This is a genomic window from Anaerobiospirillum thomasii, assembly GCF_900445255.1.
GTDB classification, from domain to species: Bacteria; Pseudomonadota; Gammaproteobacteria; order Enterobacterales; family Succinivibrionaceae; genus Anaerobiospirillum_A; species Anaerobiospirillum_A thomasii.
Map to the genome: position 1 here is coordinate 1 of NZ_UAPU01000007.1, position 19,213 is coordinate 19,213.

A 19,213-nucleotide genomic window follows, 5' to 3' on the forward strand; every position below is an offset into this window, starting at 1 on the left:
CTCTTAGGCTCAACACCTGGCGCTATTTCATAGCCCTCATCTCGTGGAGTGAACTCATCAAGTACATTATCAGCACTAATTGAAGGCTTAACTGTGGCAACACTTTGATCAAAGATTTTAGAATTTGAATAAGAGCCATCAAGCACATGAAAACCACCGCCTGTGGTTCTTGTAAGCTCAAAATGCACTGATGTTGATGCATAGCGTGAACTTGGCCACCACCATTTTAAAGTTTGACTTTTCATCATCCTTAAACAGAATAAGGGCAAGAGCGACATCACGCACAACACCCGAGGATCCTGCAATGTCATAAAGGGTCGGCTCTTTTTTCTTTTTGCCCTTGTCAAACTGTGGCTTGGTCAGCTGAGTCAGAACAAGAATGGCAGTATCACTATCCTGCGCCAGGGCTACAAGCTGACGCATAACATCGGAAATCTGCTCCCACTGCTCGCCCCTTTTATATCTGTCGTTTTCAATAATTTGCAGATAGTCAATGACAATCAGATCTACATCGCCTATAAACTTGGCACTGTCTACACTGCTCTTGATATCATTGATAGACATTGAGCGCCCACCGATGATTTTTAAATTGTTGTTCAGATCGTAGGCCTGATTAAACTCATTAAAAGCTTTATGTGGAAAGCCGTGCTCCTTAACCATCTTCTCGGTCACTTTCATCTTGACCATAAAAAGGCGCTGTGCGATTGAATCCACACTCATCTCGGCGGTGAAAAATAAAACGCGCTTATTGTTGTCAATGGCACGCAGGGCAGACTCAATGCCAAAGTAGGTCTTACCCACACCTGTATGTGCTGCCAATATGGAGACCTCGCCACGTCTGTAACCATAGACTTGATTATCAATGCTCTGATAGCCTGTTGATATATACAGGTGGTTAAAGACATCAGGATCGCTTATATCATTAAGGGCAGAGTTACAGCTTTTTAAAACCTCATCTCTTTCTTTGAGCTCTTTAAGTCCTGTATTGGAGCCAAGGCACATCATGGCCTGATTGGTTAGATCTTTCATATCTGAGGCACTGCCCTCAAGTGCTGCTTTGATATTGGCCTTTGATATATTGATAATCTGCAATCTTGATGCCTTGTCTATCATCTGCTCCATCTGTTCGCACAGCGTGTCAAAGGTCACAGGAGAGGATGCGCTTGTTACAGCCTTAAACAGCTCATCAGACACATTAAACTTGTGCAGGGTCTGCCTAAACTCTTTGAGGACAAAGATGCTGTGAGTCTTGGTATGTTCATACAGGGCCTTGAATATGCCCACATGTTCCACAGGAATTTTTTTAATGCTGTTTTTATAGCGTGAGATGAATTTACTTCTGTCCTCGGCTGTGCAATACATAATCAAATTGCTATAATCAAAGAGCTTAAGTTTTTGATGCTGTCATAGAGTGTCATCTCTGTCGCTTCTGATGACTTAAGCTCTACAGCAGCATCATCCACTTTTGATTTGTTTGAGAATACTTGTCCCTGGCGCATTGAGAAACCTCTCTCCTGCGCCTTTTTAATAAGCACGCCTATCCCTATTCCCTGATTATCTTTATAAAACAAACTCTTCTCATGTTTAGCAGCAGCTGCATCATGCTTATCACTCTTTGATGCCCATGAGACGCATCTGTTAAAGACATCACCGTCACCAGGGAAGGCATTCCCCAGCGCACGGAAGACGTCCACCCACTCATCACGCTCACTTGGTTCAAAGTAGTTTAAAAGCTCTGCCACCTGTGCTTTATCAAAATTCATTATTCACCCTCCTTAAAAATAGCATCCAAGGTTTCATCTAAAGTCACGGCAGGCAGCTTAAACTGCGTATATGCTTTGTTAAAGACGCCCCATATACTTGCAAAGTAATCAAGCATTTCCTTATCTGAGGCATTGAGAAAGACATCCTCGTTTTTTGTAAATTTAAAGAGATCTCTCCATGTGTCATGCATATCGTTGTGATACCTGAAGCGATACAGGCAGAAATGTATAAACCATGCATTGATAATGATGATTAGCTCTTTGGTGCCTATGTACTTTTTGGCAATAATGTCATAACCGCTAAAGTCATAGCCCTCACGGCAGTGGCGTCTTATTTTTCTCAAAGCTTTATCATCAAAGGCAAAGTAATGAGCCTCAGCCCATGTAGGTGTAAGTTTCATTTTTTCATCTTTCTGAAACAGCCACTTTTGCAACATCAGGCGATCAAAGAGTCTGCCAAAGGTTTCAATGTAGTTATCCTCACCGTCTCTGTACTTTCTAAATAAGATTTTGCAGTTATTAAGAATCACTGTTTGAAAGTAATCAAGAAAGTGAACGCCCTTGGATGGGTCGTAATGACCAAGAGCATAGTCAAGCACGGGCTCAAGATTAAATTCACACCTGCCTGCATGATCGTGATAAAAGTACTTGCAACATAAGAGCTCTCTGGCCCACTCTTTGATATTTGTATAAATCCAATCAGTCAGAGCTTCATAAGGCCCACCATCAAAAGGGATAGTCTTTTTAGCCTCTGCCAAATCACAACGAAATACATCCTTGTCTTTGAACAATTGGTCTAAATTATTTTTATAAAATTTGAGTAAAAACCTTTCTATATATATTCTTAGGTTTCTTAGGTTTCTTAGGTTATTAGTTGTACACGCCTTGTGTACATTGACGTCACACTGTGTGTACATTGAGGTGTCAGAGTGTGTACAACTAGAAGTAACATCTTGTGTACGACTAGATGTATCTGTATGAGTACAACTAGTTGTACACGCCTTGTGTACATTGACGTCATCGGTCTTACAGGCTAAAAGTTCCCAGTTAGGCGTAATCACTCTAGATCCGTGCATGTGTAAACCTGTACGAGACACTTTGATCAAATCTCCACTTTTTAACACCTGAAGCGCTCTTGCAATTTGAGTGCGATACAGAGGAAAAGGGATCATCTCTTGAATTTTTGCATCCGAAAGGACACAGTGCCCTTTTTTCTTTGCCATGTGACAAGCTTTACCTAAAATGAATAACGCTAACAGCTCCGAGACTCCACATTTTTTAAATATGCCTTTTAAGCTGTTAGGGATTAAAAAAGTTTCAGCATTAAAATTATCAACTGCCCCCATCACTGTACCTCAATAATTTTTACCTTTGGATAAACAATGAGAGAACCGTCCGATCTTTGTGTCGCATATTCTGCTATTCCTTTATCCTTGAGCCTGCTTAATGTTTGAAAAAGAGCAGGCCTTGAAATTTTGAACTTAAATAAAAGATCATCTATTGAGACAAACTGATTTTTTGATAGCCCTTGAAAGAACAGAATTAATTCACATTCTCGTTTAGAAATAGAAAAAGAACGCATATATACTCTCCAAAGAAATATAATATAACTGATATTAGCATATTATATGACTTAATAAATATAAAATCTTCACCTAACAATAAAAAATATGCTTGAGACCATAAAAAACATTGAATATATGCGCTTTTCTTCCTATACTTTAAAAGTTACATATTAAGAGAGGACAATAGAATGAAGCGACGATCAAAATACTCACATTTAAGTGATAAAGAATTGGGACAAAAAATAAGGCTTTTAAGACATAGCTCAGGGCTCTTACAGTCTAACTTCTGCACAGCCATGGAGATATCTCAATCTAGACTATCTCGCATTGAGAATGGACAAGCTAGACCATCGGATCAACAAGTTGACGCTCTGCTTGAATATACAAACACGCCACCAGATTTTTTTGAATTAAACTCTCCAAAGGTTGCAGGAACTGCCAGTGCTGGCTTTCCAACAGATCGCTATCCTGACGATCTAGGCACTCTGTCGGACATTGTTCCAACTCATGAGCACATCTTTATTGTGCAGGTTTCAGGCTACAGCATGGAGCCAACCATCAACAATGGAGACTTTGTTATTGTTGACTCTTTACAGAAAGATCCTCAGGATCTGCGCAATCAGATAGTATGCGCAAGAGTAGAAGATGAAGAGCACGTAATTAAGCGCCTTGTATATGAAACAGGCTGTTATTATCTTAAATCTGACAACCCTCAATTCCCTTTAATTCCTGTCCGCGCTGATACAGAGATTGAAGGCAAAGTCACAAACATCATTAAAAAACTTTAATTGTCTTTTTTTTAGCCCCCTTGCTGGGGCTTTTTTTTGCCCTAATTCCCTACAATTCCCTCCTGCTTCTTCAAATATGCACCATGGCAAACACTTGTCGCATAAAAATTACCCTATTTATCATACAGATATGCAATAAATCTGCATAAAATATTTAAAATAACTCATATATATCTTTATTTTTTCTATATTAAACATATAATATGATCAAATTCATCATAAAGAGGAAATATATGACCGAAAGCACTACATTATTAACATTTGCCCCTAATTCAACTTTAAAACTAAGACGCAGGATAGTTATTGAAAAGGTGAAGGCGCTTTTAAGCAACAAAGAAAAAGAGGCTGTTATCAACGAATACAAAGCCTTAATTGATGAACTAGCACAAATTGATGATAGAGAAAAATCCAATGACCAAAGAATTTAAACACTGGATGAGTGAATCAATGAACAAAGAGGCTTTCTTGTTTGCCCTTATTTCAACAGTTCTATTTTTTGCAGTGGCAACACTGTTTGACTTTTTGGAGATTTTTTAATGACTGACTTACCAATAATTGAGGGTCTTACCTATGAGCAGGCAGGCGACATTCATGATAAGCGCACAGCCAAAATCAACCAAATGATCGCAGATAAAGGCCTTACAGGCTATGACAAATGGCTTGCAGAGCGTCAGTGCGGTCTTGGTGGCTCTGATGTGGCTGTAATCCTTGGCCTTAGCAAATACAAGAGCCCTTATGAGCTTTGGCTTGAAAAGACAGGACGTGCAGAGCCTTTCAAGGGCAATGATGCCACACACTGGGGTCAGAGACTTGAGGACGTTATAGCAGAAGAATACGCAGAGCGCACAGGCATGATGCTACACACCTGTCCGACTCTGAATGATAACACATGTTTTTGGCTGTTCGGCTCTCCTGATCGCATTGTAACAACCAAGGAGAATCCAAACTCACCTGTATCTATTTTAGAAATAAAAACAACAAGGCGCAACACAGCTACTAACGAGATAGACGACAACGGAGACACCGTCATGCTGTGGGGCCCTGGCAACAAGTACATAAATGGCAAGCTTGCCGTGCAGGATTCTCAAGTCCCTATGGAGTACATCTTACAAGTTCACGTGTATATGCTCCTTACCGGTGTCAGAACCTGTGACCTTGCTGTCCTAATGCAGACCTCTGACTATCGTGTCTATACCATTGACTTTGATCTAGAGGTAGCTGTTGAACTCCATAGGAACACATATGAGTGGTGGGTTAAGCATGTTCTTCTAGATCAGGAGCCTCCAAAGACTATCAAGGATCTAAAGAATGCAGAGCACTCAAGTGACTATGCTCAGGTAGATGCAGACATTAAAAACGCTGTCATTAGCTACAGAGAGATTAAGGACCAAATAAAGGCACTTGAAAAGCAGGCAGACACACTGCAAGAGAAGATAGTCACAGCTATCGGAGAAAACGAAGGCATTCAAGATGCAAACGGTGCCGTCCTGGCTACCTACAAGCTTCAAAAGGGCAGAATCTCAATCAATAAAGATCTCTTAGAGATTGAGCACCCAGAGCTATATGCCCGCTATAGAGTTCAGGGCGCAAATTTCAGAGTTTTAAGAACAAAAGCAATTAATTAAAAAGGAATATAAAAATGGCAGATTTTAACGTATCAAACTTCAATACAAGACCAACCGTTGTGGGCGCACAGCCCACTTCTAATGGCTTTAACAGCTTTCAGCCACAGCAGGCCCCACAGGTTCAGCCTATGCAGGCCTTTCAGCCACAGCCACAGATGACACCGCAGATGATGCAGTCAAATGCTTTTATCCCTTCTGCCCCTCCTGTTCCTGTGCCTCCTGCTCCAATGGTGCCAAGTGCTGAGACTCTTGCCCATGACTTTGGCCATGTTGAGTCTGATACCTCTGTAGCTATGGCAATGGAAGAGGCTGGCAGAAAGGTGGTAAATGGCTTTAATGTACTGCCTAAGACCATCAATGATGCTAGAGAGTACGCCAAGTATTTAAGTTTTTCTTTACTAGTGCCTGCTGCACTGCGCTCAACCGATACAGTAGATCATAGTGTTGATGTTTTTCTGATCATAGCTGCAGGTCAGCGTTTTGACCTGTCTCCTGAGATGGCCCTAAGAGCCTTCTATGTAGCGAACGGCCGTGTAGATATGTTTGTCAAAGCCAAGGCCGGTATCTGCATCAAGTACGGCTCATGGTCTTATAAGGTAGAGCAGCAGCCTGGCTACTATGGTGTGACTTATTCAGGCTACAGAAAAGACAGACCTAATGAACCTCACTCTGTGACCTATTCAACAGCAGACGCACAGCTGCGCAACCTTGTGGCCATTGACGCCAACGGCAACATTTTCGGACAAGGCAAATGGGCAGACAAATGGCCTGACATGATCAGAATTCGCGCCCTGGGCCGTTTCCTTGATGAAGTGTTCCCTGATGTTATCGGTGGCTACACCTCAAGAGAGGAAATGGAAGATCTTGATGCCCTGCCTGTAGCATCTGAGCACAAAGAAGGCCAGCCTGCCAAGGAGAGCAAATCAGTCAAAGATGCGCTTAAAAAGACACGCACCACCAAGAAGGTAATAGGCACAACAGATAGCATTCAGCCACCTTCACTTGTGCCACCTCCACAGGTACTGTCTCAGATGAATGCCAAAGCAGAAGGCCCACACATTGAAGAGATTAAAGAGCCTGTGCTTGATGCTGACAACCCACCATTTTAATTTTTGAATTTAATAGGAGTAAAACAACATGATTGAACTAGGAAATGTACAGACCTTAACTGACGAGAAGTTTTTTGCATCTCTTGACGGTCTGCCATACATCAACAATTCAGGCGTGTACGATGCTGTGATTATTGATGCAATTGCAGGCGCTAGACAGAACGACCCTAATCACAAGGTCATCTCCCTTGGCCTGCTGTGCACCGATGCAGATGGCAAAAAGGGCCGTATGAACCTGTCCATTGATTTATCACAGACAGAGTTCTCACACCACACAACCAACCTGGCCTATCTGCTTGGCTCTGTTGATCAGACCGGCAGGGTATACATTGACGACCAGGTGAAGCAGCTGCCAAAACCTCTTCCTGATGGTCGCACCTCCTTGACCATTATTGCCAACTTCATACAGAAGCAGATAAAGGTAGCCGTGCGCCGTTCATCTAAAACAAATCAAAAAGGCGTGCCTTACTTCTCTGTCGTGGCCTTTTTCAATCCACAAGGACAGAGCGCTATTGAGCTTGCAAGAGGTCAGCAACCACAGAAGATCCACGAGGCTATGGCAACCTTGCAGAGTGAGGGCAATGAGATGCTGACTATCAGCAATCAGTCCACACAGCAAGCCCCAGCATATGGCCAAGGTGCTGCACAGAACATTTACGGCCAGACAGCACAACAGGCTCCTGCTTATGGCCAAGGCGCCCCTAACAATATCTATGGCCAAGCAGCAGCTGCACAACAGCAGGCTAATGTAAATCCATTTTAAGGAGAAGGTGTGAATAAAGGAGAGGTTAAAGGCATAAGGGTATTTGACGTCTTCTTTCCATCTAAAACCAATTTAATGAGGGTGCTGGGCTATAAGTTCTGCCCCTCGTTCAAAGATGAGAAAGAGATAGAAGAGTGGCTTATGAAAAGGTTCAACCTGGATGACAGGGCATATCTGACAGAGCTGCTGAAGAGTCTCAAGGACAAATACGCCAAATATCTAATTGAGAAGCGATTTGAGAGGCATAAATTTAAGAGGTTTTAATCATGACAGAACAAACAAAAGTGGATATTCAGCCAATTTTTATATGCAGAGCACAGTTTAAAGAGTATGTCGGTATCAGCTATTCAACCGTATACAGGTATTTAAACAGCACCTTCAAGGGGTTTCCAAAGCCACTGATATTAGGCACCAAGGCCTTTTATAAGCTTGATGACATTAAAAAATTCGTTGCAGAGATGGAGGTTTAAAAATGGCACGTGCATTCTTAAATTTCAGAGAGAAAAAGACAGCCATTGAGGTCAAGGAAAAAGGCAACATGAGAGCTGAGATATATGAGTGGCCTAAGGCATCAAGCTTTGATGTTGTAGGATTCATGGACGGTGAGGTAGTGATGTACAGCTCTGCCATGTCCCTTGAGCATGCCAAGTCATTTGCCAAGCACTTTGTTGAGGGCACAATATGATAAGTGCACGTTGGTATCAGGCAGAGGCCTGCAATGAGTTCTGGCGCTTTGTGACGGAAAACTCCGATACAAATGGCAGCAGCTCAAAGAATCCTCTGCTTGTCCTGCCTACAGGTACAGGTAAAAGCATCATCATTGCCCTTATTGTACAGCGCATGCTCAAGACCTGGCCTAACACTCGCTGTCTGATGCTGACTCATGTAGGTGAGCTTGTAAAGCAGAATGCAGAAAAGATGCGCGCTGTATGGCCAGAGATAGACATGGGCATTCACAGCGCATCACTTGGCGCCAAGGATCTAGGGCACAAGGCTATCTTTGGCACAATTCAGAGTGTGGCAAGCACTTTAAGATGCTGTCGTCATACCTTTGGCGTTATCAATCTAATCATCATAGATGAGTGCCATCTGCTGTCAGAGAAGGAAAGCTCTCAGTACAGAACTGTTATATCAACTTTAAAAGCAGCCAACCCTCGCATGCGTGTCCTTGGCTTAACAGCTACACCTTATCGTATGCAGGGAGGCCTCTTAACTGAGCAGAACAACGCTATCTTTACAGATGTTGCCTACGATCTCACCAAGTCACTAAACAGACTGATTAAAGAGGGCTATCTGTCAAACTTAAGAACTCTGCATACCAAGGCAGAGGTAAAGGCAGAGGGACTGCACACAAGGGGTGGTGACTTTAAGCTTGAAGAGCTTGAGAAGGCTTGCGGTGACAGTGACATGTTAGACGCAGCACTCTTGCAGTCAGTGCAGATAGCCAAGGCAGAAGATCGCAGACATTGGCTGTGCTTTATTGCAGGCATTGAGAATACGCAGAAGGTAGCACAGAAATTGCGCGATCTAAACGTCAGAGCTTATGCTGTCAATTCAGCCAATTCAAAAGAAGACAATGCAGCTGCTATAGAAAAATTCAGAGCTGGAGATATTGACTGTCTTGTAAGTGCAGACCAATTGACCACAGGCTTTGATGTTCCCTTTGTTGATATGCTCATAATGTTAAGACCTACCAAGTCTACAGCCTTATATGTGCAGATCATTGGTCGTGCCCTGCGCCCTGCTGAGGGCAAAAAGGATGCGTTAATCTTAGACTTCGCCCGCAACATTGAAAGACATGGCCCTATCAATGCCATTGAGATAGAAAGCCATGAGCCTTCTGAGAACGAGAAAAAGAAGGGCAATAAGAGGCCATCACCTGTCAAGGCATGCCCAGAGTGCAGCACTTACATCCCTGCCACTTCAACGGTATGCCCTTACTGTGGTGCCACCATTATAAGAGAGATTGATTACAAACTTGCCACAGATGTGAAAGTCATAGAAGAAGATCTCCCTACAGGCATGGAGCCGGCATATGGAGGGCATGTGCTGCACATTGATGGTCTGAAAGTAAGTCAGGAGCTTTCAAGGAATGGTAACAACCTGCTTAAGGTGACCTTTTTAAGCAAATACAAGGGCAAGACTCACAATGTAAGCACATGGCTTGGCTTTGACTTTGGCAAAAAATCTACAGCATACCAGACAGCCAAGGAGACATGGGGACAGTTGGCAGACACCATGGCACCGGCATCAGTTGCTGAAGCATTGGAGCGTAAAAGAGAGATTAAGCAGCCTAAGGGCATTGAAGTCATCCTGCGCAACTTCTATCAAAAGCGCTATTACGATGAGATTTTAAGATTTATTTATTAATTATAGAAGGATTATAAAAAATGGCAGAGTTTCCTTATTTTTTAAAAGTTGAAATGAACAACACAACAATTAAATGCGTCAAGACAGACGGAACCTTTTATTACTGCATCAGACATTTAGAAAAAGCTTTCCCAGGTTGCATAAAGACTGATGAAATAAAAGAGGTTAAACATGTAACTTACATTAATGACATGGGCATACAGACTTTTTATTACATGATAACAATTAACAAGCTGTACTCCATGCTTCCACTAAAAGAATGGACAGCCCTTTTTTATAAAAGTGTGCTTGTTTATTTAAAAGAAAAGAATTAATAGGAGATTGCTCATGATTAATCAGGAAGAAGCAAAAGAAATGCTTGAGTTTTTAAACATAAAGATTTTTGAAAAATATAAATCAAAAGCTAAGCTCGCAAAAATTTTAGATATGAATTATTCATATTTTATAAGTTGCACCACTGGCTCACGTTGCTTTCCACAGGATAAGAGAAAGCTGCTTTGCAGACTATTAGAGTTAAATGCAGATGAGAAAGCACAATTAAATAAATTTTTTAAAGAATATGAAAAGCAGAAGAGCCTGCCAGGTCAAAAGTCAGAAGCGCAGAAATATGAAAACACATATCCATTTGGCGTAGATGATTTATGGTTTTTAGTAAAGATTGCTCCTGATTATATTAGGTTTTTATATAAGGTACGCAAATGGGTCAAATTGGAGTATGGTTGTGCTTTTAATCTTAGTAAAAAGACAAAAACTAAAACATCTGTAATAAATAAATTAATTAATGGTTTAGTTTTAAAAAAAAGTCATGTTCAAATATTTAAAGACTTATGCAATCCAACTGATGAAGAAATTCACGCCATTGAAAACTTTTACTATAAGCAAAAGTATTATATGGAAGTTGTTTTAGAGTGCCGAAAAATCAGAAAAGAGCACGACCAAAGCAGTCAGAATTTCATAGATAGACAGATTAATGAGTATTTACATAGCGTAGGATTTTAAACGATGAAACTTAAGCAATACATGAAATTTCTAAGTCAGTACGATCCAAATCTGACTGTTGGCATTAACGTGATTACTCCGCAGAACACAGAGCTGTGGGTTTTGGATAAAAGCTCAATGCGTGTGATGGATAAGGGCACCTCTTTGACCCTATTCACTGCCAGGCTTAACAGAACAACTAACTCACGCCTGATGAAGAATGTAAAAATCCCTACTGTGGCATCACTCAAATGTACCCCCGATGAGATATGGGAGCGCATCAAGGAGCGTTACGATCTTGAAGAGCTTGAGAAGACGCTAAAAGATCCAAACGATTTATATGAAGGCATGATGGCCATAAGGACAGTAATTCAGCTTGATACAGAGAAGCTGCTGCAGCTGCTAGAAGATGTGAACTGTGTCCTTTGGATGTATGGAATTATGAAAGAGAAAGAAGCAAGAGAGGCAAAATAAAATGGCAATAAGACCTAACTTTAATTTTTTTAAACCACTTTATTCAATTAACAAAAACGGCGTGCCTTTTATAACCCTTGTGTTAGAGATAGAACGCGAATTGATCAATAAAGATGTTGTAATTGATATAAACATAGCCAAGGGCACAGTAAAGCCTTCATTACAAAGATTAAAAGGCATCGCAGAGGAATATGATTTAAGACCTTTTTCTTATTTAAAAAGAGAGGTTGAAAAAAGAACGGCATTAGAAAACATAACAGACTCAGACAAGATTGACATCTTACAGCAGGGCATCGCTGTCATGGAAAAAGAAGATCTTAGCGACATTCAAAGGCAGCACTTAAAATTTTTCTTAGATTATATTGCCACATCGGTGGACACTGGGGACAAAACTGATGCTCTACATGATAACCCTAATTTTATGAACAGATTTACAAAAATACAGTGAGGTAGCCATGAATATAACAACCGTACTTAATCTTATCAGATGCCATGTAGAGAACGATGAGCAAGGATTTAAAGAAAACGCTTTAGAGCTTGCTAGGCATTTTGAACAAGAAGGGCAAGAGGGCTTGTCAGCATACATTCTTACATTGATGCAGGCAGTGCCTGTCCTAGGGCCCCTTGACTGAATTATAACCGAATTATAACCGTTTAACCGTTACTAAATCCGATGGATAAGCCATCTGTCGGATTTATAACCGAAATTATAGCCGTGAAAAAGGAGAATAATAATTATGAGCTTCCAACAGGATAAAATACAGGAAATTAAACATAAGGTTAATGAAATAGAATACAACATACAAATAGGAAATCAAGCTTTGGCTGACTCTTTGCTCACAGCCTTACTTGATGATGTTAATCTTCTTAAAATGATGACAATTGTTGAAAAAAAACAACTATTATCAACCTCTTATAGTGAGTAAATACAATGAATCAATTATTTAGTGTATCCGAGTTAAGCGAGCTTGCAAAGCTAATTGAGCAGCCCTACTCTTCTTCCTGGAATGAATTTTCAAAGGTACTTAGTTGGGGTAATTTTAACATTCTGCAGTTAAGACAAAACTGTGGCTCTAAGGTTAACTGCCTGCTATCCATTTTTCAGTATGGACAACAGAACTATCAAAATGACGGTTTTGTGTTTCAGACTATAGCAGCAGCATTTTCACCTTCTCTTATTAACACAAATCCAACATTTAAAAGAGCAATAGATGGTATAAACTCACTTTTTGAGTTAAGAAAACTACCTATATATTATGATTATACTCAAGGATATGGGCTTATTGACCTTAGGAATCCGCCAGAGGGCTATTATGGCAAACGATCAAATGCTGCCTTATTAAAGGAGCTAGAGAAACGCGGGATCTATCATAAAGTCTTAACCTATTGCTCAGATAAGAGCATTAATGGCGATGAGTTCTCTGTCCTATTTGAAGCAACAAAAGGATTGTTTGAAGAATTAAGGCGTAAAGCAAATCTAAACAGCGGTATAGATGGTCATATGCTTATTGATCAGGCTCTTTTATGTAGTCAGCCTTTAGTAAAACTTACAAAAATGGAATCAGAGCAGGATTTAAAAGATCAGAGGGCAATAGCTCTGTTATTTAAAGCTGCCTATTCAATCATAAGGAATCCTTTAGCGCACAGACCGGTAATGTTATGTGAAGGAAAGGAAGATCTGTTTGATTTATTCACTATTATTTCATACCTATACAGAAAACTTGATAACAGTAAATGAGGGGTATAATTTTTTAAACTTGCAAAAATTCAAAAAGCGCTCTATATTAGTAGTGTCCTTAAGTCGTGGGACTAGTGCCTGAAAAACACTATGAAGCAAGAGCGCAACCTTTCTACCCATGGTATAGCTGTAACTATACTGTGCGTCTATGGTAGGTGTCGTGTGAATATATTGAATAAGCAGGCCGTCTTGCTTCGGTTTTTCAGCACCTACCCACCCACTTAAGATCTCAATTGAAAAATATAAAGCAAGGATAAATCATGACTAAATTACAAGTCTTAAACTTTCAAGATTCAACTGTTCGCACTGAGATTGATTTTAAAAATAACCTTTGGATGTGTGCCAAGGATCTATGTGATGCTTTAGGTTACACAAACCCACGAGATGCGCTTAAAAATTATGTTCATGAAGATGACGTAGCCAAACGCGACGTCATAGACAGTATGGGTAGAGCACAAAAAGCTAACTTTGTAAATGAAAGTGGCATGTATGCCCTCATCTTCGGCTCCAAACTTCCAAAGGCAAAAGAGTTCAAAAAATGGGTTACATCAGAGGTTCTGCCTCAGATAAGAAGGACAGGTACATACATGTCAGCAGAGGAAAAAGAGGCACGCCTTGAGAACTATAGAGATTTGTACTCAATCGTCTATAGAACTGAATCATGCACAGCTCCTAAACATGTGCCTTTATTCACAGATGAGCAAGCCCAGTTTGTAAAAAATTTAATTGATGTTGCAACTGCCAAAGCAAGCAGAGGTCAATATGCATTAAATGAGACGCAGCTATGCGCCTTAAAAAATCTAGTAAAGAGCTACGATCAGAACGATAGGATATTTAGAAAGCTCAATTATTTGTTAGGCGATCTGAATTGCCACGTGCTTGGCGTTCTTCAGGAGGTGATTTTATATACAATCAAGCCTATTGTTAAAGAGCACTATCCTTCTGACTTTGGAGGTTTTGACTTAGAAGATCTAGATCTTTGCATCGCTGAAAAATTTGTAAAGTGAATAGATGGTGACTAGAAAGATTAGAACGATTAGAAATGCTATAATTTAACTGACAGAGCCCCACGGCCTACGGCTTAAGCTGCGCAAAAATGTGGGGACATTTCCCCTAAGGTGCCGGATCTCTTCACGGCCTTAGGGCCCTCACTTGGCACGCTAGGTGAGACTGCCAGGCAGAGGCGCCACTTGCCTGGCGCTAGCGCATTAAATTATGATAATGATTTATAAATTGCCGCAGTAATGGTTGCAAAAAATACCAAAGTGGCAGCTGCGCCAACAATTTTCCATCTTAATGAGTCTATTTTTTCAACTTTATCTTCTAGTTTTTCAAGACGTTTAATAATGCTCTGTGTTGATGATTCTATTATCTTTAAGTCCTTTTCATGGAGCTCTTTTAAATGCTTTTGATCATTATTTAATATAGACACCCTTTCAGAAAGAGAATGCATCTTATCTGGATAATCATTTTTTGTAGGAGCAACTGAGTTGGTCTGCTCTGGGAATTGATTAGCCATGTTTTAGTATGGGCCCATTTTTAAATTTAACCATTCCCATATATCAGTAGGGGCATAACCATTAAACCCACCAGGTACAACAGATATGATAATAGCTGAAATTGGAGGGATATTAGGAGCCTCTGATATTTCACTATCTGACATATGAGGGTTATTTTTGCCACCTAGATTGAGCCTATCTCTTAGCTCGGTACTGATACCATTAAATGCAACATAGCAGGCATTTCTATTTAAAAGCATATACATATCTGAGGGGCTTGCTATTACGCTTTTTATTCTATCCTCAAGCTCTTGAGTAATTATTGAAGTACCGACAGGCACAATCATATAAACAGGCATCATGTCTCCTAGAAATTAAAATCTATAATTATTTTAGCAAAAATGTAAAATTATTATTGATTATTGTTGCTATATTAATCAATTATTGATATAATTGAGGCCAAGGAGGTGAAAGATGAAGCGAAAAGAAAAGCGCTTAAACCGAATCAATGCTTTACTAGTTCTGATTTTGGCCATTCTTGAAATAGTAAAGACATTGATTGACATCGTAAATTCATTAACCTAGATTTACGGCCCTGTGGAGGCAGGGCCTATTAATAATACAATAATGGAGTGAAAACATGCAAACAAAAATAATGATTTTATTATTGGTATTAATAGCATTAAACGCAATAGACTTATTTTTTACAGTTATGAGGTGGATAAATGGCTAAGGGTGGAGCACGTGAAGGGGCTGGCCGTAAAGTTGGATCTACTACAGGCGGTACGGGCTACAAGACAGGGCGCATTGTTATATCCTGCACCAAAGAGATGGAGCAGAAAATAAAAGATGCAGCTAAAGAGGCCAATAAAAACGTAAGTGAGTTTATGCTAGAAATTTTTGAGGGTCGTAAATAGAGAGGGGCGCCAATGGCGCCTTTAATGTGCAACAATTATTAAAATATTAGATGTCATATATCTCTCATTTGATAAACTATAAAAACGATTCTATTTTTATAAGAGCATTGACTATGGATGAGTTTCAAATAAAAATTAAATATAAAGACTTGAAATTAGGTGAATATCGCATTTCGTTGGAAGACTTTGCAAAGTCCTTGTCAGGATACTCAAATGTATTATCAATCGTTGGAACTTATTCTGTAAGCGGAAGGATTGAGGAAAAACCTGAAAATTGGATTGTAGATGTAGTAACAGACGCAAAGCTTGCCCCCGGCTCAATTGAGATAATAGCCATTATTTCGGCAATATCTCAAGCAGCCCAACCGATAGGGGAGACTATAAACTCTATAAGGGAGTTGTTTAACGCTATGTGTAGTTTTATATTTAGTAAAAGATCTGATAGTGATTCACAAAACGCTGTTAATGCAATTTTAAATTATAGTATAGAGTCACAAAAAATTACGGCGGATACTGCAAAACATGCCATAGATAAAATAGCTGAAATTACAAAGATGTATAGCAGAAACGCTCTAAATCCAATTGGTAAAAGTTGTGGTGAAATTGATTTGATTCAGCCAGCTACAAACTTACAGGAAAAGGATAAGCTAATAGCTACTGTTGATAATGAAGTAAAAAAAGTAATATCTAAAAATGAGCAACCTGTTGTATCCCAAATAATGGAGTTTGATATTATACTTTGCTCATTAAATAAGATATCAAATAAATGTACTTTTATCAAAGCTGAAGACTGCCCAAACAACAACTATTATGAAAATGACAACGAAAGCTTTATCAAACATAATGCCGTAATATCTGATGATGCGTTCAGTCTCCCATCTAACGTATATACCACAGCATTTAATACAGGAGAAATTTTAAGAGTACAAGCCAAATTAAAAACAACAGCAAAGAATAAAATATATAACATTTACGATGCGCATACTTTAAAAGATTATAATTTATAAAATTACATGTTCACGCAATTTTGCCTTTTAATGCACCTAATGGCTTAATATTTAAATTTTTAGTGGTGTTTAAATCTATTGCAATAAACTCATTAGCACTGTCCTGAATTGCCTCAATAACTTCACGTAGATCTTCTGACTCGGCTATGACTCCTTTAACATCAGGACTATATCCACAAAAATGTTTAAGATCTTTATTAAAGTAGACAACATACCGATAGTACAGTGAAAAGCCAAGCTTGTAAGCAATCTTCCACCCTGGCCAACCTATTCTATACTTCAACTTAAAACTCCTTTTTAAGTCCTGCCTGTTTTAAAATTACATTCATCATGTCTCTTTTATAAATATTTTTGGACACTGTAAAAGTGTTCTCTGAAATTGGACTGTACCACCATTCATGAGAGCCTTTCCCCTGCCTTATAACTGTACAGCCATTATTTTTTAAAATTTTGCTTAGCTTTACATACCCATTGTGGCCCATTTAAACAAGACCTTTTATATGCTGAGGCAGAATAGGTTGAATTTTTGAAGAAAGCTTATCTGTTTTACATTGCATTTCAACATACTCATTTGCAATTGATTGAGCTTCTTTAATCAACTCTTCAAATGTAAGAGCCTCAAAAGCAAGATCTAAATCATCAAAATAGCCAGTATATGTATACAAATTTCCTTCTTCATTTTGAAATTCGTCATCAGCAAGAGAGTACTCAAAACTCACTTTATAGGTCATAGTAAAGCCTAATTTATAAGCAACCTTCCACCCTGGCCATCCTATTCTGTATTTCATGTCAACACCTCTTTTTTCCCCTAATTATAGGATCTAAGAAAAGCCACGTCAAAGCAAAATGAATGGAGTTGCACTAGATTGATATAGGTTGCATTAGATAGAAACGCAAAATATATGCTGTTTTGTTTGATTTTTTATTGTAATTATTATTCAATAGTGTTATAATAAGGGCATGATAACATGGAGTAGGAGGCATCCATGATGAAAAAGAAACGAAGGCAAAAACGCCAACGTAAACAAGGATGGTCAAGTTTTGATTTAGCTATTTTCATACTTACACTTATTCAAATACTAATATCAATCCTTGACCTTTATTTAAAATAACCTTAGGCCCTGTGGAGGCAGGGCTCCTAAATTGTATATTAGATACAAAAGGATGTCAAAATGAGCAGAGAAACGCTTTTAAAAATCATAATAGCATTACAAGTGATATCAATTGTTTTACAGGTTGTGAGGTTCTTTTATGGCTAGAGGTGGCTCAAGAGAAGGAGCAGGACGTCCAAAGGGCACTATCAGCAACAAGCCAAAGGCTGAGGGCAGGATTGTGGTGTCATGTCTCAAAGAAGAGGAGCAGGAGATTAAAAGACTGGCCCAGGAGAGTGGCAAGAATTTAAGTCGTTATGTATTGGATATTCTGCTTGCTAAAAATTAATAAAAACCTTCATGGGTTAGTCTGATAATGGGGTGATGAAATGTGCATTTAAAAATAAAATCGGTAATTTTAGAGTTTAGATTTTTGCTGATGATAAGGCCCTCTCATTGAGGGCTTTTATTTTATAAACTCTTTATACTCTGTCATGTAGTAGTCATAATCATTTTTGATCATTTCATAATACTTGTCTCGCATATCAAGCCAATGGGCCCGGTAGGCAAAGATAGCCATGCCACTGACCAAGATCGCAAAAATGAGGGCACCAATAAAATTATCATCTTCTGTTGTAACAGCATAGAAGCCAAGTGTAGCGCATACAGCTGAGCATATGGCGCACAATAATATAAATTTAATCCTGAAATTGTGGATACGCTCAAGCAGCGTCTTGGCCAAAATCATAGCCTTGAAGTAATCAAATCTTTCGTTCATTTTTTGACCTTGTAAGCTAAAAAGCATTGACTTTATGTACGGATTTATCGTACAATATAACTACAGTCAGTTAAGACTGGGGCCCTGAAAAGGATGTTCAATTTAAGGAGAACAAAGAATGAAATTAACCTATAAGGAAAAGTTTGAAATTCTTTGGATCCTTTGCTCTACTAATGCTAAAAGACAGTTTTCTGAAATAGTGCAGAAACAAGAAAACGAGTTAGAACGCAAAAAGTCAAAGCAAAGGAGATAAAACGGAAGGGGGCAACCCCTTCTTTCTCCTAAATTATAGGACATAAAAATATGGATAGCAAATTATACAAAAGGCTGCGTCTGGCTATGGGGTTATCACCTGAGGAGTTAGCAGCGCAGCTTGGCATATCAGCTGAGTATGTCTCCAAAATGGAAAGAGGTCTAAGGCCGGTGACGGACAGACAGGCAGAAAAAATAAAAACTTTACTATTTAAAGCCCTATTCTCAGATGACCCATGTTTTAAGGTGATCAGAGATTATTTAAGAAGGGATATGCCAGAATAAACAAGGGCGCCAGGTGGCGCCTTTATTGTTTAACTTAAACTCATATGTTTTACACGGTCATCAAGCTCTGCCTTTTTGGCATTGTTGAATCTGTCAGTTGTTCCTACAAGATAGCCTGTTATGCGTCTGATACGTTGAAATCTCACACCTGCGCCAACAACGCCGGACTTATCGGCCTTAAGCCTGCATATATATTCACTCATAAGATCCT

General features: G+C 39.4%; 32 protein-coding genes. 20 read left to right on the plus strand and 12 right to left on the minus strand.

Annotated features, from left to right (window positions below; translation table 11 throughout):
• From DRZ93_RS07060 to DRZ93_RS07080, 5 genes are all read right to left on the minus strand, one after another.
• Nucleotides 1-188: hypothetical protein (locus DRZ93_RS07060; RefSeq protein WP_172458117.1), on the minus strand; the 188-nt coding region annotated here is incomplete at its 3' end.
• Nucleotides 178-1,362, minus strand: a complete 1,185-nt coding sequence (locus DRZ93_RS07065; protein WP_113746202.1) for a DnaB-like helicase C-terminal domain-containing protein — start codon at nucleotides 1,360-1,362, stop codon at nucleotides 178-180. The genes DRZ93_RS07065 and DRZ93_RS07060, both read right to left, overlap by 11 nt.
• A gap of 2 nt (nucleotides 1,363-1,364) precedes the next feature.
• Entirely contained in the window at nucleotides 1,365-1,763 is a 399-nt protein-coding gene (locus DRZ93_RS07070; protein ID WP_113746203.1) for a PriCT-2 domain-containing protein, read from the minus strand.
• The gene (locus tag DRZ93_RS07075) at nucleotides 1,763-2,839 is read right to left on the minus strand and encodes a hypothetical protein (RefSeq protein ID WP_146741073.1); all 1,077 of its coding nucleotides are present in this window, start codon (nucleotides 2,837-2,839) and stop codon (nucleotides 1,763-1,765) included. The genes DRZ93_RS07070 and DRZ93_RS07075 overlap by 1 nt, the downstream gene beginning before the upstream one ends.
• Nucleotides 2,840-3,108: 269 nt before the next feature.
• Nucleotides 3,109-3,345 (minus strand): MarR family transcriptional regulator, encoded by a 237-nt coding sequence (locus DRZ93_RS07080; RefSeq protein ID WP_113745457.1) that lies wholly within the window; start codon nucleotides 3,343-3,345, stop codon nucleotides 3,109-3,111.
• A 171-nt stretch (nucleotides 3,346-3,516) separates the two neighbouring features.
• On the opposite strand from DRZ93_RS07080, the gene DRZ93_RS07085 reads away from it, so the two are divergent.
• The 16 genes from DRZ93_RS07085 (at nucleotide 3,517) to DRZ93_RS07160 (ending at nucleotide 14,180) form a co-directional block, all read left to right on the plus strand.
• Nucleotides 3,517-4,116 carry a LexA family protein gene (locus tag DRZ93_RS07085; protein WP_113745456.1) on the plus strand — a complete coding sequence of 200 codons (600 nt, stop codon included), beginning with the start codon at nucleotides 3,517-3,519 and terminating at the stop codon, nucleotides 4,114-4,116.
• A 233-nt stretch (nucleotides 4,117-4,349) separates the two neighbouring features.
• On the plus strand, nucleotides 4,350-4,544 hold the full coding sequence (locus DRZ93_RS07090; protein WP_113745455.1) for a hypothetical protein: 195 nt from the start codon (nucleotides 4,350-4,352) through the stop codon (nucleotides 4,542-4,544).
• A 108-nt stretch (nucleotides 4,545-4,652) separates the two neighbouring features.
• Entirely contained in the window at nucleotides 4,653-5,741 is a 1,089-nt protein-coding gene (locus DRZ93_RS07095; protein WP_113744183.1) for a YqaJ viral recombinase family nuclease, read from the plus strand.
• Between the two features lie 14 nt (nucleotides 5,742-5,755).
• A complete protein-coding gene (locus DRZ93_RS07100; protein WP_113746204.1) occupies nucleotides 5,756-6,850 on the plus strand; it encodes a hypothetical protein in 1,095 nt (364 codons plus the stop codon).
• Between the two features lie 28 nt (nucleotides 6,851-6,878).
• Complete coding sequence (locus tag DRZ93_RS07105; RefSeq protein ID WP_113746205.1) at nucleotides 6,879-7,613, plus strand: hypothetical protein; 735 nt, start codon at nucleotides 6,879-6,881, stop codon at nucleotides 7,611-7,613.
• 9 nt (nucleotides 7,614-7,622) lie between these two features.
• Nucleotides 7,623-7,877, plus strand: coding sequence for a hypothetical protein (locus DRZ93_RS07110; protein WP_113744180.1), 255 nt, complete (start codon nucleotides 7,623-7,625; stop codon nucleotides 7,875-7,877).
• A 2-nt stretch (nucleotides 7,878-7,879) separates the two neighbouring features.
• Nucleotides 7,880-8,083, plus strand: a complete 204-nt coding sequence (locus DRZ93_RS07115) for a helix-turn-helix transcriptional regulator (protein ID WP_113744179.1) — start codon at nucleotides 7,880-7,882, stop codon at nucleotides 8,081-8,083.
• A 2-nt stretch (nucleotides 8,084-8,085) separates the two neighbouring features.
• Nucleotides 8,086-8,298: a hypothetical protein gene (locus DRZ93_RS07120; RefSeq protein WP_113744178.1), complete on the plus strand. Its 213-nt coding sequence runs from the start codon at nucleotides 8,086-8,088 to the stop codon at nucleotides 8,296-8,298.
• The gene (locus DRZ93_RS07125) at nucleotides 8,295-9,983 is read left to right on the plus strand and encodes a DEAD/DEAH box helicase (protein ID WP_113746206.1); all 1,689 of its coding nucleotides are present in this window, start codon (nucleotides 8,295-8,297) and stop codon (nucleotides 9,981-9,983) included. The genes DRZ93_RS07120 and DRZ93_RS07125 overlap by 4 nt, the downstream gene beginning before the upstream one ends.
• A gap of 20 nt (nucleotides 9,984-10,003) precedes the next feature.
• Complete coding sequence (locus DRZ93_RS07130; RefSeq protein WP_113744176.1) at nucleotides 10,004-10,297, plus strand: hypothetical protein; 294 nt, start codon at nucleotides 10,004-10,006, stop codon at nucleotides 10,295-10,297.
• A gap of 13 nt (nucleotides 10,298-10,310) precedes the next feature.
• The gene (locus tag DRZ93_RS07135; RefSeq protein ID WP_113746207.1) at nucleotides 10,311-10,982 is read left to right on the plus strand and encodes a hypothetical protein; all 672 of its coding nucleotides are present in this window, start codon (nucleotides 10,311-10,313) and stop codon (nucleotides 10,980-10,982) included.
• Between the two features lie 3 nt (nucleotides 10,983-10,985).
• Nucleotides 10,986-11,435, plus strand: coding sequence for an EAF7 family protein (locus DRZ93_RS07140; RefSeq protein WP_113746084.1), 450 nt, complete (start codon nucleotides 10,986-10,988; stop codon nucleotides 11,433-11,435).
• 1 nt (nucleotide 11,436) lies between these two features.
• Entirely contained in the window at nucleotides 11,437-11,883 is a 447-nt protein-coding gene (locus DRZ93_RS07145) for a hypothetical protein (RefSeq protein WP_113746208.1), read from the plus strand.
• 289 nt (nucleotides 11,884-12,172) lie between these two features.
• Nucleotides 12,173-12,361 carry a hypothetical protein gene (locus tag DRZ93_RS07150; protein ID WP_113744172.1) on the plus strand — a complete coding sequence of 63 codons (189 nt, stop codon included), beginning with the start codon at nucleotides 12,173-12,175 and terminating at the stop codon, nucleotides 12,359-12,361.
• 5 nt (nucleotides 12,362-12,366) lie between these two features.
• A complete protein-coding gene (locus DRZ93_RS07155; protein ID WP_113746086.1) occupies nucleotides 12,367-13,173 on the plus strand; it encodes a TIGR02391 family protein in 807 nt (268 codons plus the stop codon).
• Between the two features lie 260 nt (nucleotides 13,174-13,433).
• The gene (locus DRZ93_RS07160; protein ID WP_113746209.1) at nucleotides 13,434-14,180 is read left to right on the plus strand and encodes a BRO-N domain-containing protein; all 747 of its coding nucleotides are present in this window, start codon (nucleotides 13,434-13,436) and stop codon (nucleotides 14,178-14,180) included.
• 206 nt (nucleotides 14,181-14,386) lie between these two features.
• On the opposite strand, the gene DRZ93_RS07165 is transcribed toward DRZ93_RS07160, so the two are convergent.
• Both DRZ93_RS07165 and DRZ93_RS07170 read right to left on the minus strand, forming a co-directional pair.
• On the minus strand, nucleotides 14,387-14,692 hold the full coding sequence (locus DRZ93_RS07165) for a hypothetical protein (RefSeq protein ID WP_113745449.1): 306 nt from the start codon (nucleotides 14,690-14,692) through the stop codon (nucleotides 14,387-14,389).
• Between the two features lie 3 nt (nucleotides 14,693-14,695).
• Nucleotides 14,696-15,034, minus strand: coding sequence for a hypothetical protein (locus tag DRZ93_RS07170; protein ID WP_146741071.1), 339 nt, complete (start codon nucleotides 15,032-15,034; stop codon nucleotides 14,696-14,698).
• A 363-nt stretch (nucleotides 15,035-15,397) separates the two neighbouring features.
• Here DRZ93_RS07170 and DRZ93_RS07175 point away from each other — a divergent pair, with 363 nt between their 5' ends.
• Nucleotides 15,398-15,589 (plus strand): hypothetical protein, encoded by a 192-nt coding sequence (locus DRZ93_RS07175; RefSeq protein WP_113745447.1) that lies wholly within the window; start codon nucleotides 15,398-15,400, stop codon nucleotides 15,587-15,589.
• Between the two features lie 113 nt (nucleotides 15,590-15,702).
• A complete protein-coding gene (locus DRZ93_RS07180; protein ID WP_113745446.1) occupies nucleotides 15,703-16,596 on the plus strand; it encodes a DUF7946 domain-containing protein in 894 nt (297 codons plus the stop codon).
• Between the two features lie 10 nt (nucleotides 16,597-16,606).
• Here the strand turns inward: DRZ93_RS07180 and DRZ93_RS07185 are convergent, their stop codons facing one another.
• The 3 genes from DRZ93_RS07185 to DRZ93_RS07195 are packed head-to-tail and all read right to left on the minus strand — an operon-like array spanning nucleotide 16,607 to nucleotide 17,384.
• On the minus strand, nucleotides 16,607-16,879 hold the full coding sequence (locus tag DRZ93_RS07185) for a hypothetical protein (RefSeq protein WP_113746210.1): 273 nt from the start codon (nucleotides 16,877-16,879) through the stop codon (nucleotides 16,607-16,609).
• A 1-nt stretch (nucleotide 16,880) separates the two neighbouring features.
• Nucleotides 16,881-17,078, minus strand: a complete 198-nt coding sequence (locus DRZ93_RS07190) for a type II toxin-antitoxin system HicA family toxin (protein ID WP_113746088.1) — start codon at nucleotides 17,076-17,078, stop codon at nucleotides 16,881-16,883.
• Nucleotides 17,079-17,384, minus strand: coding sequence for a hypothetical protein (locus tag DRZ93_RS07195; protein ID WP_113746211.1), 306 nt, complete (start codon nucleotides 17,382-17,384; stop codon nucleotides 17,079-17,081).
• Nucleotides 17,385-17,847: 463 nt separating this feature from the next.
• On the opposite strand from DRZ93_RS07195, the gene DRZ93_RS07200 reads away from it, so the two are divergent.
• Complete coding sequence (locus DRZ93_RS07200; RefSeq protein WP_113745443.1) at nucleotides 17,848-18,036, plus strand: hypothetical protein; 189 nt, start codon at nucleotides 17,848-17,850, stop codon at nucleotides 18,034-18,036.
• 117 nt (nucleotides 18,037-18,153) lie between these two features.
• On the opposite strand, the gene DRZ93_RS07205 is transcribed toward DRZ93_RS07200, so the two are convergent.
• On the minus strand, nucleotides 18,154-18,465 hold the full coding sequence (locus DRZ93_RS07205; protein WP_113744165.1) for a hypothetical protein: 312 nt from the start codon (nucleotides 18,463-18,465) through the stop codon (nucleotides 18,154-18,156).
• 303 nt (nucleotides 18,466-18,768) lie between these two features.
• On the opposite strand from DRZ93_RS07205, the gene DRZ93_RS07210 reads away from it, so the two are divergent.
• Nucleotides 18,769-19,002, plus strand: coding sequence for a helix-turn-helix domain-containing protein (locus DRZ93_RS07210; RefSeq protein WP_113744164.1), 234 nt, complete (start codon nucleotides 18,769-18,771; stop codon nucleotides 19,000-19,002).
• A gap of 29 nt (nucleotides 19,003-19,031) precedes the next feature.
• Here the strand turns inward: DRZ93_RS07210 and nrdD are convergent, their stop codons facing one another.
• Complete coding sequence (nrdD, locus tag DRZ93_RS07215) at nucleotides 19,032-19,205, minus strand: anaerobic ribonucleoside-triphosphate reductase (RefSeq protein WP_113746212.1); 174 nt, start codon at nucleotides 19,203-19,205, stop codon at nucleotides 19,032-19,034.
• Nucleotides 19,206-19,213: the final 8 nt, after the last annotated feature.

Excerpts from the sequence above, each read along its gene's own strand:
- DRZ93_RS07065 (WP_113746202.1), bottom strand. The coding sequence starts at position 1,362 with ATGTATTGCACAGCCGAGGACAGAAGTAAATTCATCTCACGCTATAAA.
- DRZ93_RS07070 (WP_113746203.1), bottom strand. The coding sequence starts at position 1,763 with ATGAATTTTGATAAAGCACAGGTGGCAGAGCTTTTAAACTACTTTGAA.
- DRZ93_RS07075 (WP_146741073.1), bottom strand. The coding sequence starts at position 2,839 with ATGCACGGATCTAGAGTGATTACGCCTAACTGGGAACTTTTAGCCTGT.
- DRZ93_RS07080 (WP_113745457.1), bottom strand. The coding sequence starts at position 3,345 with ATGCGTTCTTTTTCTATTTCTAAACGAGAATGTGAATTAATTCTGTTC.
- DRZ93_RS07085 (WP_113745456.1), top strand. The coding sequence starts at position 3,517 with ATGAAGCGACGATCAAAATACTCACATTTAAGTGATAAAGAATTGGGA.
- DRZ93_RS07090 (WP_113745455.1), top strand. The coding sequence starts at position 4,350 with ATGACCGAAAGCACTACATTATTAACATTTGCCCCTAATTCAACTTTA.
- DRZ93_RS07095 (WP_113744183.1), top strand. The coding sequence starts at position 4,653 with ATGACTGACTTACCAATAATTGAGGGTCTTACCTATGAGCAGGCAGGC.
- DRZ93_RS07100 (WP_113746204.1), top strand. The coding sequence starts at position 5,756 with ATGGCAGATTTTAACGTATCAAACTTCAATACAAGACCAACCGTTGTG.
- DRZ93_RS07105 (WP_113746205.1), top strand. The coding sequence starts at position 6,879 with ATGATTGAACTAGGAAATGTACAGACCTTAACTGACGAGAAGTTTTTT.
- DRZ93_RS07115 (WP_113744179.1), top strand. The coding sequence starts at position 7,880 with ATGACAGAACAAACAAAAGTGGATATTCAGCCAATTTTTATATGCAGA.
- DRZ93_RS07120 (WP_113744178.1), top strand. The coding sequence starts at position 8,086 with ATGGCACGTGCATTCTTAAATTTCAGAGAGAAAAAGACAGCCATTGAG.
- DRZ93_RS07125 (WP_113746206.1), top strand. The coding sequence starts at position 8,295 with ATGATAAGTGCACGTTGGTATCAGGCAGAGGCCTGCAATGAGTTCTGG.
- DRZ93_RS07130 (WP_113744176.1), top strand. The coding sequence starts at position 10,004 with ATGGCAGAGTTTCCTTATTTTTTAAAAGTTGAAATGAACAACACAACA.
- DRZ93_RS07135 (WP_113746207.1), top strand. The coding sequence starts at position 10,311 with ATGATTAATCAGGAAGAAGCAAAAGAAATGCTTGAGTTTTTAAACATA.
- DRZ93_RS07140 (WP_113746084.1), top strand. The coding sequence starts at position 10,986 with ATGAAACTTAAGCAATACATGAAATTTCTAAGTCAGTACGATCCAAAT.
- DRZ93_RS07145 (WP_113746208.1), top strand. The coding sequence starts at position 11,437 with ATGGCAATAAGACCTAACTTTAATTTTTTTAAACCACTTTATTCAATT.
- DRZ93_RS07150 (WP_113744172.1), top strand. The coding sequence starts at position 12,173 with ATGAGCTTCCAACAGGATAAAATACAGGAAATTAAACATAAGGTTAAT.
- DRZ93_RS07155 (WP_113746086.1), top strand. The coding sequence starts at position 12,367 with ATGAATCAATTATTTAGTGTATCCGAGTTAAGCGAGCTTGCAAAGCTA.
- DRZ93_RS07160 (WP_113746209.1), top strand. The coding sequence starts at position 13,434 with ATGACTAAATTACAAGTCTTAAACTTTCAAGATTCAACTGTTCGCACT.
- DRZ93_RS07165 (WP_113745449.1), bottom strand. The coding sequence starts at position 14,692 with ATGGCTAATCAATTCCCAGAGCAGACCAACTCAGTTGCTCCTACAAAA.
- DRZ93_RS07170 (WP_146741071.1), bottom strand. The coding sequence starts at position 15,034 with ATGATGCCTGTTTATATGATTGTGCCTGTCGGTACTTCAATAATTACT.
- DRZ93_RS07175 (WP_113745447.1), top strand. The coding sequence starts at position 15,398 with ATGGCTAAGGGTGGAGCACGTGAAGGGGCTGGCCGTAAAGTTGGATCT.
- DRZ93_RS07180 (WP_113745446.1), top strand. The coding sequence starts at position 15,703 with ATGGATGAGTTTCAAATAAAAATTAAATATAAAGACTTGAAATTAGGT.
- DRZ93_RS07190 (WP_113746088.1), bottom strand. The coding sequence starts at position 17,078 with ATGGGCCACAATGGGTATGTAAAGCTAAGCAAAATTTTAAAAAATAAT.
- DRZ93_RS07195 (WP_113746211.1), bottom strand. The coding sequence starts at position 17,384 with ATGAAATACAGAATAGGATGGCCAGGGTGGAAGGTTGCTTATAAATTA.
- DRZ93_RS07200 (WP_113745443.1), top strand. The coding sequence starts at position 17,848 with ATGGCTAGAGGTGGCTCAAGAGAAGGAGCAGGACGTCCAAAGGGCACT.
- DRZ93_RS07205 (WP_113744165.1), bottom strand. The coding sequence starts at position 18,465 with ATGAACGAAAGATTTGATTACTTCAAGGCTATGATTTTGGCCAAGACG.
- DRZ93_RS07210 (WP_113744164.1), top strand. The coding sequence starts at position 18,769 with ATGGATAGCAAATTATACAAAAGGCTGCGTCTGGCTATGGGGTTATCA.
- nrdD (WP_113746212.1), bottom strand. The coding sequence starts at position 19,205 with ATGAGTGAATATATATGCAGGCTTAAGGCCGATAAGTCCGGCGTTGTT.